The sequence below is a fragment of the Micromonospora zhanjiangensis genome (assembly GCF_042650605.1).
Taxonomy (GTDB): Bacteria; Actinomycetota; Actinomycetes; order Mycobacteriales; family Micromonosporaceae; genus Micromonospora_J; species Micromonospora_J zhanjiangensis.
Window position 1 is genome coordinate 1 of sequence record NZ_JBHSBN010000058.1, and the last position, 11,872, is coordinate 11,872.

Genomic DNA, 11,872 nt, shown 5'->3' on the forward strand with positions numbered 1-11,872 from the left:
ACTAGACGCTCCGCGGACTTGCCCCGGGCAGTTGTGAAGGAATATCTTCGAAAAATGTCCTTCACAAGTCGCTGGGGCGACGTCTACCTGGCCTCCGCCGCCCGGGGCATCTCGACCTGCGGGGACTTCCTCGCCGCCACCGCGCTCGCCCTCGCCCTCCAGCAGGCCGGCGCCGGCGGTACGGCGGTGGCCGCCCTGCTGCTCGCGGCGAGCCTGCCGCTGGTGCTGCTCGCCCCGGTGACCGGCCGGATCGCCGACCGATACGACAGCCGGTTGATCCTCATCGCGGCCGGTCTGGCCCAGGCCGCGGTCTGCCTCGGGTTGGCCGTCGCCCGCCAACCCGTCGTGATCATCGTGCTGGTGGCGCTGCTGGCGTGCGGGCTCGCGGTCACCCAACCGACGCTCTCGGCCCTGCTGCCGGAGATGGTGCGCCCGGCCGACCTGGCCCGGGCCAGCGGCGTCAACCAGACCGCCGGCAGCCTCGGGATGCTGCTCGCCCCCGCCCTGGCGGGGATCCTGGTCGGCCAGTTCGGCACCCGGGTGCCGCTGCTGGTCGACGCGGTCAGCTATCTGTCGCTGGTCGCGGCCGGCCTGCTGATTCGTACCCGAAGGAACACCCGGGGTCGGCGACCGGCGGCGACCGCGGCGCCGGACGCGGTCCGGGCCGGGCCCGGCTGGAGCCTACGCGCGGACCGGCTGCTGGCCGCGGCGGCGGCGGCCGTCGCGGTCGTCGTCGGCGCCGTCGGCGCGATCAACGTCATCGACGTCTTCTTCGTCCGGGAGAGCCTGGCCGCCTCCACCACCGTCTACGGCGTGGTCGGCGCGGCGTGGACCGCCGGCATGCTGGCCGGCGCGGTGCTGTTCGGCCGGCTGGGCCACCGCGCCGGCCACCCCGGCCGGCTCGTCCGGGGCATGCTGCTCGTGCTCGCCGGCATGTGCGCGACCGTGCTGGCCGCCGCCACGGTCGGCCACGCGCTGCTGCTCGTGCCGCTCTGGCTGCTCGGCGGCGCGTGCAACGGCGGCCTGAACGTCTTCATCTCGGTCGTCGTCGCCGACCGGGTCCCGCCCGCCGCCCGCGGTCGCGCCTGGGCCGTGCTGGGCGCGGTCATCCAGGGTGCCGGCATGGTGGGTTTCCTGCTCGGCGGCGTCCTGGTCGACCGGTTCGACCCGCGTCCGCTGGTCGCCGCCGCCGGGGCCGCCGGGCTGGTCGCCGTGCTGGGGTGTACGCCGTTCGTGCGCCGCGCGCTGCGCCGCGAGGCCGACCCGGCCCGGCGATGACAACTCGTTCTCCCGGTGGTGTCACCGATCCGGGATCCTCGACGTCTCGACGTCGGTGGTCAAGACCCGGAACGCCCGGGCGCTGGGTCGGCTCCGGACGCTGCTGGGCGAGGACTTCGTCCGGGCCTGACCGGGACCGTCGGCACGGGCCGCCGGGTGAGCCGCCGATGCTCTAAACTGCTGCCCGGAAACGGGGAGGTGTCCACATGGGACGAAGGTTCGGGGCACCGGCGATTGTGCTGATGACGGTACTGCTGACCGGTTGCGGACCGTCCGCCGGCAACACCGCCGGCACACCCACGTCCGCTCCCCCGCCGTCGCCGTTCGTGCCGGCGGCCGGCACCTGTCACGCCACCGTCGAACCGATCGCGCCCCGGAACAAGTACGCCCCGGTGGACTGCGCGGGTAAGCACCGCGCCGAGACCGCCTACGTCGGTACCTTCACCGGTCCGGACGCCGACCGGGGCACTCCCCCGTCAGCGGACCAGGACGCCGACAAGAGAGCGTTCCAGGGCTGCGGTCCGGAAGCCACGAAATACCTCGGCGCCGACTGGCGCGGCGGCCTGCTGACCATCCAGGTCGTCGTGCCCGGGGCGGACGACTGGACGGCCGGCAGCCGCTGGTACCGCTGCGACCTGGTCACCGTGCAGATGCTCGACATCGAGGCCGTCACCACCGAGCACACCGGCAGCCTGCGGGGCGAGTTCACCCATACCTCTCCGCTGGCCCTCGGCTGCTTCAACCAGGACAAGAAGGAGAAGTGGATTCCGCAGCCCTGCACCAAGCCGCACCGGTTCGAATACGTCGGCATCTGGAGCGCGCCCGAGGACACGTACCAGACGGTTGCCGACAAACCCGAGCCGGTGATGGACCACTGCCGGGTGGTGATCGCCGCCTACACCGGCAACGCCGAGTTCGGCCGGGACGCGGGCGTCTGGTTCCAGTTCCCCCCATGGAAGGCGTGGGCGCTCGGCGATCACGCTGTCCGCTGCCTCTACTGGAACGACGAGCGGGACGAGACCTTCTCGCTGAAACACCGCTTCCGCCGCTGACCAACCGCCGGACGCGATCAGCCGCCGGACGCGATCAGCCGCCGATCGCGTCCAGTTCGGCGATCGCGTCGGCGGGCAACTCCAAACCGGCGGCGGTGACGTTCTCGCGCAGGTGCGCCACCGAGGACGTACCCGGGATCAGCAGGATGTTCGGCGAGCGGCGCAGCAGCCAGGCCAGCGCGACCGCCATCGGCGTCGCGCCCAGCCGGGCCGCGACCGCGCGCAGCGCGTCCGACTGCAGCGGCGAGAAGCCACCCAGCGGGAAGTACGGCACGTACGCGATGCCGGCCCGCGCGGTGTCGTCCACCAGGTCGTCGTCGCCGCGCTGGGCGATGTTGTAGTGGTTCTGCACGCAGACCACCGGCGCGATCGACCGGGCCTCGGCGAGCTGCTCGGCGGTGACGGTGCTGACCCCGAGGTGCCGAATCAGGCCCTGTTCGCGCAGCTCGGCCAGCGCGCCGAACTGCTCGGCGATCGAGCCCGGCTCCGGGCCCTCGACGCCGCCCATCCGCAGGTTCACCACGTCCAGCGCGTCGACGCCGAGCCGCCGCAGGTTGTCGTGCACCGCCGCGCGCAGCTCGACCGGGGTCCGGGCGCGCGGCCAGCCGCCCGCGGCGTCGCGCCGGTTGCCGACCTTGGTGACGATGACCAGATCCTCCGGGTACGGGGACAACGCCGCCCGGATCAGCTCGTTCGTCACGTGCGGACCGTAGAAGTCGGCGGTGTCGATGTGCCGGATGCCGATCTCCACCGCCGTCCGCAGCACGGCGAGCGCGGCGTCGCGGTCCTTCGGCGGCCCGAAGACGCCCGGGCCGGCGAGCTGCATCGCGCCGTAGCCCACCCGGGTGAAGTCCAGATCGGCGACCCGGTAACGGCCGCCGGACAGATCCTGGGATGCCATCGTTTCCTTTCCCGGCCGCGGACCCTCGCCGCGACCCGCCGTCCAGGATCCGCCGGCCCCGGCCGCGCAGGCAGTGTCCCGGTCATCCTGGGGGGTGACAGGACCAGGCTCGGCCGCCGTCCGCCGTAGACTGGGCCCGATGACGAGGTCGAACACGCTGGGCGAATACCTACGCGCCCGCCGCGAGCTGCGTGACCCGGCCGCCGTCGGCCTACGCGTCACCGGCGTCCGGCGCACTCCCGGCCTGCGCCGCGAGGAGGTCGCCACCCTCGCCGGCATCAGCGCCGACTACTACCTGCGCCTGGAACAGGGCCGCGACCGCAACCCGTCGCCGCAGGTGTTGTCGGCGCTGGCCCGGGTGTTCGGGCTGGACGCGACCGCCATCGAGTACCTGCTCGGCCTCACCGCGGGCCAGCGCGCCACCCCGGCGCGGCAGTCGGCCCCGCGGGCCGCACCGCAGGTCGTACCGGCGGGCATCCGGCAACTGCTGGACGTGCTCGACCTGCCGGCGTTCGTGGAGAACCGGACGTTCGACGTCCTCGCCGCGAATCGGCTGGCCACCGCCCTGTCGCCGGCCATCCGACCCGGCCTGAACCGGCTGCGGTCGCTGCTGCTCGACGAGGCTGAGCGGGAGATGACCCTGGACTGGGAACGCACCATCGGCGGCCTGGTGGCGGCGGCCCGTTCGTCGATCGGCGCCGCCGTCGACGACCCCCGGGTCGCCCGCCTGGTCGACGAACTGGCGGCGGCCAGCGAACCGTTCCGGCGGCTCTGGGCACGGCACGACGTCAAGCCGCTCACCGGCGCCCCGGTGCGGCTGCGGCACCCGCTGGTCGGTCCGCTGGAGATGCGGCTGGAGAAGCTGCCGGTCAGCGACTCCGGCGGTCAACTCCTGGTGATCTACCACGCCGAACGGGGATCCGAGACGGCCCGGTCGCTGGCCCTGCTCGGCTCACTCGCCGCCACCGACGCCGAGGCGGCCCCGGGCCCACCGGCCACCGACCTGCCGGCCACCGCGGCCGGTTGACCCGCCGGGGGCCGCACCCCCACGGCTCAGCCGGCGGCCGGTGCCACCGTGCCGCCCTCGATCCGGTGCCGGGCCAGCGCGGCGGCGACGAACCCGGTCGACTTCGCCCGTTCCACGAACGCGGCCAGCAACGCCTGCGCCTCGGGGCCGCGACCGGCCGGCACGCCCATGGCCTGCTGGATCACCATGAACCGGCCCGGCAGCACGCGTACCCCGGGCGCGCGCTCGGCCGCCCGCTCCAGCACCTGCCGGATGCCCGCCGCCACCTGCACCTCGCCGGCCCGCAGCGCGGCGAGCGCGCCCGCCGCGCCGTCGCACCGGACGATCTCGGCGCGGCCGAGTTCGCGGGTGAGGAACAGGTCGTACGCGCTGCCCGCGCCCACCGACACCCGGTGGCCGGCCGCGTCCACCTGCCCGTTGTCGGTCACCGGCGACGACTCGGGCACCAGGTAGGCGCCCTCGATGAGGACGTACGGCGCGGTGAACAGCAGGCCGTCGGCGCGGGCCGGGTCGACGGCGAAGAAGCCGACGTCGGCCCGTTCGCCGCGGACCGCCTCGACCGACGCCGCCGCCTTCTCGAACACCACAAGATCCACCGGTACGCCGAGCCGACGTCCGAACTCGCGGGCCAGGTCGACGGAGACGCCCTCGACGTCGCCGCCGGCGTTCCGGTTGGCCAGGATCGGGTTGCCGACGTTGATGGCGGCCCGCAGCACGCCGGTTGGCGCGAACACCGTCACCAGGGCCGGGTCGACCGACGGTTGCTGATCTTGCTGCTGGGTCATGGCCGCGAGTCTACGCATGGTCCGTTGCCGCTGGCCTGGTTCGACCGTTCGGAATCGAACAATCTCAATTTCTGGACGCCCATTCCGGAACATTACGCGAGCCTGTTTCCTCGTACGAGATCCGAAGTCGATGCGCAATAGAAAAGGCGCACAGTAACCAAGGCGACATAAGCGAAGAGGAATCGCGTTCAGCCCCGCATGCTGTCCGCAGTAGACAGCACGCACCTCGGGAGGGGACGTGACGAGATCACGCCAAGCGGTAATGCTACTGATCACCCTCACCACCGTCGCCACGGTGGGCGGACAGGCCGGCGCGTCGGCCGCGGCATCGGCGCCGAACTCCGCCACCTCGGCCGTCGCGACGGTCAACGGCACCGCCGCCACGGACGCCGGGTCGACCGGCGCGGCCCTGGAGGCGTACTGGACGCCGGAGCGGATGCGGTCGGCGATCCCGGCCGACAAGCCGGCGGCCGTCCCGACCGGCAGCACCGGCAGCACCAGCGACAAGCCCACCGGCCCGGCCACCGTGGCGGCGGCGCCCCAGGCCGCGTCGGTCAAGGCCACCGACCGGGCCAACCTGAACGTCAACGCCTCGATCACGGTCGGGAAGATCTTCTTCCACGACGAGAGCGACGGCAAGGACTACGTCTGCTCCGGCAGCACCATCAACAACCCGACCAAGAACATCGTGGTCACGGCCGGACACTGCGTGCACGGCGGCAAGGGCAAGAAGTGGCACACCAACTGGCAGTTCGTGCCCTACTACGACCACGGCAGCCGGCCGTACGGCACCTGGTGGGCGAAGCAACTCACCAGCTTCAAGGGCTGGACCCAGAACGGCAGCTACGACTGGGACCTGGCGTTCGTCAACGTGTGGCCCAACGGCAGCACCCGCCTGGTCGACCAGGTCGGCGGCAACGGCCTCATCGTCAACTACGCGAAGAACCTCTACGTCACCCTGCTGGCCTACCCGGCCGGCGCCCCCTACGACGGCTCGTGGCAGTACGCCTGCCAGGGCAACATGTACGCCTACGGCTCCGAGCAGGTCGGCTTCAACTGCCTGCTGACCGGCGGCGCCAGCGGCGGCCCGTTCCTCTACCAGTACAGCGACGCGACCGGCCTCGGGTATGTCGACAGCGTCATCAGCCACGGCCCCGACACGATCAATTACGGGCCCTACTTCGACACCGATGTCCTCAATCTCTACAACGGCGTGGCGAATTACTCCTGACAATTCAACCGGGCAACTAATCTCGGTCCCGGTACGTCAGATCGACGTACCGGGATCGGGAGCGCGGTGGACCGGACGGAGGTGTTCTGATGAGCAGGACGGCGATCGTGATCGCGGCCGCGCTGGTGGCGGCCGGCGTCGTCACCGGGGGCGTGCTGGCGGTCCGCGGCCTGGCCGCCGTGGACCGGCCGGCGGAGCGTCCGACCGACCGGCCCGCGACACCGGCCGACGGACCGGCGGCGCCGGACCGGAGCGAGGTTCGGACGCCGGGCCGGCCGCTGAGCCCGGCCGAGGAGGCGAGCGCCATCCCGCTGCCCAAGGGCGGTCCGGGCGACGGAACCGGCGACCCGAGCGCCCCACCGGCCCGGCCCGCCGGCCGCTGACCCGGCGGCGCCGTCAGGATCCCGCCGGGGCGGCGAGGGCTCAGGCTCCCGTCGGCCCGGCGAGGGCGGCGGCGAGGCGGTCGAGGGCGGCGGTGAAGTCGTCCGGCGCGAGGTGGCCGAAGCCGAGCCGGAACACCCGGTCCTCCTCGCCGAACCACGAACCCCGGGCCACCCGGGTGTCGCGCTCGGCGAGCCGGTCGTAGAAGGCGCCGACCGCGTCGTCGGGGAACCGGTCGGCGGGCAGCCGCAGGCAGCACAGCGCCCCGCCGTCCGGCACGACGATCTCCACCGGCTGCTCCTCGGCCCAGCGCAGCAGCTCGTCGAGCGCCTGCCGCAGCCGCTGGCCACGCGTCGCGAGGATGTCCGCCTGCTGCCGGAGCACCTGCGCGGCCAGGATCTCGTCCACCGTGGGACAGGCGATGGTGGAGACGAACTTGGCCTCCCGCAGCCGGTCGTACAGGTCGGGGTCGGTGGTGGTCAACCAGCCGACCCGCAGTCCCGCCGCGCCGTGCGACTTGGACAGCGAGGACGTGGTCACGACCCGCGGCGCCATCGCCGCGACCGACGCCGGCGGGGTGCCGTCGCCGTAGGTGGCCATCCGGTACGTCTCGTCCACCAGGACGACCGCGTCCGGCGCCCGCTCCTGCACCGCGGCCAGCAGCGCGCGCAGCTCGTCATCGGTGACCCGGACGCCGGACGGGTTCTGCGGCGAGGCCACCGAAACCAGCCGGGTCCGCGGCGTGAGCGCCGCGGCGATCCGGTCCAGCGGCAGCCGGTAGCCCTCGTCGAACGACATCGGCACCAGGTCCACCGGGCCACCGAGGCCCTCCGGGACGGTACGGGTCGGCGGGAAACACGGGGTCACGACGAGCGCCCGGTCGCCGGGTCCGCAGGTGGCGTGGGCCAGCAGGTACATCGCCTCGACGGCGCCGATGGTCACCAGGACCTGCTCGGCGTCCACCCCGGCGTCGGCGGCGATCAGGGCGCGCAGCTCGGCGTCGCCGCGCGAGGTGCCGTAGTCGAGCGCCAGGTCCTTGAGGTCGGTCGGGTCGACCAGGTCGCCCAGGCGCAGCGCCGGGCAGGTGCTCTCGGCCAGGTCGTAGCGCACCGGTACGTCGATCAGCGTGGTCATGGCGCTGGGCGCGAAGGTGGTCATGTCGTCCAGGATCGTCCGCTCCCGGCCGGCGCGGACAGGGCCAATCCCGGCGCGCTGGCCCGGCATGCGCTCGCGACACCTATCGAGGTACGGCCGGGCTGACGCACAATGGACCTACGGCTCGATTCACACGGGGGTGTCGATGAAGGTGCCCGTCGGCATTGTCGGTGCCGGGCCCGCCGGCCTGGTGATCGCGCACATGCTGCATCGCGAGGACATACCGTTCGTCCTACTGGAGCGCAGCCCGGCCGAGGCCGTCGGGCAACACGCGAAGGCCGGGATGATCGAGCACCGGACCGTCGAACTCCTGCGCCGCGAGAGCATCGCCGACACGATCCTGAGCTTCACCATCCAGAACGGACGGTGTGAGTTCCGCACCCCGGCGGATTCGGTCGTGCTCGACTACGGCGCGCTCACCGGCGGCCGCACCCACTACGTGTACCCGCAGTTCGCGCTCGTGGACAAGCTGTTCCGGGAACTGAAGCGGCGGGACGTCGACATCAGGTGCGGGCACTCGGTCGTGCGCGTCCGCGAGGAACCGGACGAGGTCCTGCTGTCCGGCCTCGCCGCCGACGGCGCGCCCTTCGAGGTCACCTGCGAGGTCGTCGTCGGCTGCGAGGGTGCCCGCAGCGCCGTCGCCGCGGCGATGCCCGCGCCGACCGTGAGCGAGCAGCGCCTGCCCGTACGGTGGCTCGCGGTCATGGCCGCGGCGGCGCCGCTCACCGACCACACCATCTACGCGGCCCACCCGCGCGGCTTCGCGGGGCACCTGCGGCGCGCGCCGACCAGCACCCGCTACTACCTCGAGGCGGCCGCCACCGAAACCGTCGCCGACTGGCCGCAGGAGCGGATCCGGTCCGAGCTGTCGACCCGGCTGATGGTCGGTGACCGGCTGGCCGACGTCCCGTTCAGCGACGTCGGCTTCGTCGACCTGCGGGCCCGGATCATCGAACCGATGCAGCATGGACGGCTCTACCTCGCCGGCGACGCCGCCCACGTGATCCCGCCCGCCGGCGGCAAGGGAATGAACCTGGCCATCCAGGACGCCGTCGAACTCGCCCGTGGGCTCATCGACCGGTTCGGACGCGCCAACGACGGCACCCGACTGGTCGGCTACTCCGCGGGCCGGCTGCCGGCGATCTGGCGGGCGCAGGCGTTCTCCAACTGGCACCTCAACGTCATCATGCTGGCGAAGCCGCCATCCGACCCGGCGCGATCGGAGCCGTCCGCCGACGTCGGGGCGTTCCGCAGCATCCTGCGCCAGGGGTGGGTGTCCGCGTTGCAGAACGACCCGATCCTGGCCCGGTGGTTCGCCCACTCCTACGCGGGCGCGGACCCGGTCTGACGGACACCGAGCCGTCCGGCCCGCGCGGCAGGTCACCTCCATCCACTTGAGCCAAATTTGATCATTACATGTGTCAATCGTTGCGCTGACGGCACGGCGTCGGGCGAGCGGTGCGATACGGTGCGGGCCCTACCGTTCGTCGATATGGGGGACATCCAGCATGGAACGACGTACACTCCTGCGCGGCCTGGCGCTCGGCGCGGCCGCCGCACCGGCCACCGCGCTGCTCGGCGCGGAACCGGCGATGGCCGCGACCAGCTACTACGTCGCGACCACCGAGCAGGTCAAGAACAAGGTGTTCGTCTGGCACAAGAACAAGAGCTTCTCCGACGCCAACGTGCACTGGAGCTTCGGCCCGGGTGGCGGCGGCTGGGCCAACCTGTCCGACGTGAAGGTCCGCAGCACCTCCGCCCAGGGCTGGATCGCGCTGATGGTCGCCTCCGGCGGCAAGGCCGGCATCGTCGACATCGGCAGCAAGAAGAACACCGGACTCGGCGACCTGAAGTGGAGCGCGTCGCCGGGCGGCAACCCGCACGCCATCGAACGCATCCCCGGCAACGGCTCGGTGGTGGTGGCCAGCTCCGCCGGCCACCTCACGCTGTACGCGCCCAGCTCGGTCGGCAACCTCGGCTCGCTGGCCAAGGTGCAGACCATCAGCCTGGCCGGGGCGCACGGCGTGCTGTGGGACCCGACGTACAGCCTGCTCTGGGCCATCGGCAAGGGCGTGATCAAGGGGTACGCCGTGGAGGGCTCCCACCGCGGCACCCGGCTCAAGCACTACGGCGCCCAGGTCAGCATCGGCAGCGACAACCTCGGCCACGACCTGCAACCCGACTACAGCAACAAGTACCGGATGCTGGCCACCGCCACGCACGGCGTGTACGAGATCAACACCGCGGGCGGCACCTTCAGCGCCCGGAAGATCTCCAGCGAGACCCGGGTGAAGGCGTACGTGCGGCACTCGTCGGGCGAGGCCGTGTCGATCCGGGCCGACAACACCGGCGCCCGTACCTGGGGCAGCCCGACCGTGCGGTTCTCCAGCTCGGCGGACCGTAAGCGGTCGGGGGCGGAGTTCTACAAGGTCCGCCTCTGGACGCCGGACTTCCAGTAGGACCGGGTCCCGCCGACAAGGAGCAACTCCGGTCACGACCCACGTCGGACGGAAGTCTGACCGCATCCTGGTGATGCCCCGGGCGCACAGCGCCCGGGGCATCACGTCGCAGGGTCCAGCTGATGTCAAGATCTAACGTCTCCACTCCTCCGCAATCCGCCACATCCTCTCGACCGGCAGGGCGGGGTTCGCCGCGGCGGACTCGGCCAGCTCGGAATCCGTCAGCAGCGCGACGATCCGGGCGACCGGCAGGCGGGGGCTGCCCGCCATCGCCTTCCGTACCCTGGGGTCCGGGTCGGCGGTGAGCCGGTCGACCACGGCCGGATCCACGGCCGGGTCACGGGCGACCAGCCGCCGCAGCACCGGGTCCAGGTCATCGACGAAGCGGCCCAGCCCTTCCGTCGGGAAGCCCGGCCGCTCGGCCAACCGCTCCCGACCGCACCCCTGGTACTCCAGCAGGCAGCGCAGCAGCAGGTCCGGTGGCGAGGCCGGATGATGCTGCGCGAGCAGCACCCGTACCCCCGGGTCCGGGTCGTCGGCGAGGGTCGCGACCATGTCTCCCGGCAGCCGCGGATCCCCGGCCGCGCGGCGGCGCAGCAACGGATTGACCGACCGGGCCCACCGGACCGAATCGGCCACTTCCGCTGGCAGGACCCGGAAGTAAGGGTAGGCGTGACACCCGCCGGCCGGACCGAAGCACCCGTCGCCGTCCGCCGTGGTCACATCGATGGCGATCCGGGCCCGCTGCCGCTCGGTCAGGCCCGGGTGAACGGACACCGTGGTACGCACCTCGACCGCCGGATCGGCGGCGAGCGCGGCCAACTGTCCGGCGGTCAGGTCGGGGCGCTCCGCCACCTTGCGGCGCACCGCCGGCTCGGGGTGCCGCAGCAGTGCCTCGACGACGTCGGGCGGGGTGCTCGCGTTCGCGGCCAGCACGCCGACCGCCGCCACGTCGCCACCGGCGAGGACGTGGTCCACCAAGTCGCGGGACAGCCTGCGGTGCAGCACCGTCCAGTACGCGTGACCGCGATGGTCGGGGAGGTCGGCCGGCTCCATCAGCTGCTCCCGGTACGCGACGGCATCGGCGGCGACCTGCCGGACCTCGGACGTCTCGTCGGTCAACAGCGCCTGCCTGGTCGGTTCGTCGAGCGCGGTCAGGAAACCGGCCGCGTACCGGCGCACTCCCGGCCGGGAATGCTTGGCCGCCAGCGTCCGCAGACGAGGGCCGGCGGCGGCGCTCGTGAACAACTCGCCGAGCAGCTCCTCGCGGGTGAACGGCACGTCCGGCGGCGGCGGATCGTCGAGTTCGGCCAACAGGCGCGTCAGCGCCTCGTCGGACAGCGGTCGCTGGTCGCGATTGCCCCACGCCCGAATCCGCACCCGCCACTGCGGATCCGCCAGCAGCACCTCCCGGGCCTGCGGATCGACCCGCGGGTGAGCGGCGAGGGCGCCGCGGATCCGGGGCGACAGGTGGCGCAGCATCGCGTCCCGCACCGGCGGTGGCAGGTCGGGACGGCGTCCGAGCGTCCCGGCGATGTCGTCCGGCGCCGTCTCCAACAGCCGCAGCAGTACGTCGACCGGGGCGGCCGGGTTCCGGGCTAGG

General features: G+C 72.6%; 11 protein-coding genes. 7 read left to right on the plus strand and 4 right to left on the minus strand.

All coding sequences use genetic code 11. The annotated features are described in order from the left end of the window. The first annotated feature begins 54 nt into the window (after positions 1 to 54). Positions 55 to 1,278 carry an MFS transporter gene (locus tag ACFOX0_RS33210; RefSeq protein ID WP_377553480.1) on the plus strand — a complete coding sequence of 408 codons (1,224 nt, stop codon included), beginning with the start codon at positions 55 to 57 and terminating at the stop codon, positions 1,276 to 1,278. Between the two features lie 206 nt (positions 1,279 to 1,484). Then, a complete protein-coding gene (locus ACFOX0_RS33215) occupies positions 1,485 to 2,330 on the plus strand; it encodes a septum formation family protein (RefSeq protein WP_377553482.1) in 846 nt (281 codons plus the stop codon). A 34-nt stretch (positions 2,331 to 2,364) separates the two neighbouring features. Here the strand turns inward: ACFOX0_RS33215 and ACFOX0_RS33220 are convergent, their stop codons facing one another. Then, positions 2,365 to 3,231, minus strand: a complete 867-nt coding sequence (locus tag ACFOX0_RS33220; RefSeq protein ID WP_377553485.1) for an aldo/keto reductase family oxidoreductase — start codon at positions 3,229 to 3,231, stop codon at positions 2,365 to 2,367. Between the two features lie 139 nt (positions 3,232 to 3,370). Here ACFOX0_RS33220 and ACFOX0_RS33225 point away from each other — a divergent pair, with 139 nt between their 5' ends. Continuing rightward, the gene (locus ACFOX0_RS33225; RefSeq protein ID WP_377553488.1) at positions 3,371 to 4,258 is read left to right on the plus strand and encodes a helix-turn-helix domain-containing protein; all 888 of its coding nucleotides are present in this window, start codon (positions 3,371 to 3,373) and stop codon (positions 4,256 to 4,258) included. Positions 4,259 to 4,284: 26 nt separating this feature from the next. On the opposite strand, the gene ACFOX0_RS33230 is transcribed toward ACFOX0_RS33225, so the two are convergent. Beyond that, positions 4,285 to 5,043 (minus strand): transporter substrate-binding domain-containing protein, encoded by a 759-nt coding sequence (locus ACFOX0_RS33230; protein WP_377553491.1) that lies wholly within the window; start codon positions 5,041 to 5,043, stop codon positions 4,285 to 4,287. A 238-nt stretch (positions 5,044 to 5,281) separates the two neighbouring features. On the opposite strand from ACFOX0_RS33230, the gene ACFOX0_RS33235 reads away from it, so the two are divergent. After that, the gene (locus ACFOX0_RS33235; protein WP_377553494.1) at positions 5,282 to 6,274 is read left to right on the plus strand and encodes a trypsin-like serine peptidase; all 993 of its coding nucleotides are present in this window, start codon (positions 5,282 to 5,284) and stop codon (positions 6,272 to 6,274) included. 89 nt (positions 6,275 to 6,363) lie between these two features. After that, positions 6,364 to 6,657, plus strand: coding sequence for a hypothetical protein (locus ACFOX0_RS33240; protein ID WP_377553497.1), 294 nt, complete (start codon positions 6,364 to 6,366; stop codon positions 6,655 to 6,657). A gap of 40 nt (positions 6,658 to 6,697) precedes the next feature. Here ACFOX0_RS33240 and ACFOX0_RS33245 read toward each other — a convergent pair whose 3' ends face one another. Continuing rightward, complete coding sequence (locus ACFOX0_RS33245) at positions 6,698 to 7,813, minus strand: pyridoxal phosphate-dependent aminotransferase (RefSeq protein ID WP_377553499.1); 1,116 nt, start codon at positions 7,811 to 7,813, stop codon at positions 6,698 to 6,700. A gap of 148 nt (positions 7,814 to 7,961) precedes the next feature. On the opposite strand from ACFOX0_RS33245, the gene ACFOX0_RS33250 reads away from it, so the two are divergent. Both ACFOX0_RS33250 and ACFOX0_RS33255 read left to right on the plus strand, forming a co-directional pair. Next, positions 7,962 to 9,158 carry an FAD-dependent monooxygenase gene (locus tag ACFOX0_RS33250; RefSeq protein ID WP_377553502.1) on the plus strand — a complete coding sequence of 399 codons (1,197 nt, stop codon included), beginning with the start codon at positions 7,962 to 7,964 and terminating at the stop codon, positions 9,156 to 9,158. Between the two features lie 160 nt (positions 9,159 to 9,318). Next, positions 9,319 to 10,269, plus strand: coding sequence for a DUF6528 family protein (locus ACFOX0_RS33255; protein ID WP_377553505.1), 951 nt, complete (start codon positions 9,319 to 9,321; stop codon positions 10,267 to 10,269). A gap of 132 nt (positions 10,270 to 10,401) precedes the next feature. Here the strand turns inward: ACFOX0_RS33255 and ACFOX0_RS33260 are convergent. After that, the coding region (locus tag ACFOX0_RS33260; protein ID WP_377553507.1) for a hypothetical protein at positions 10,402 to 11,872 on the minus strand (1,471 nt) is incomplete at its 5' end.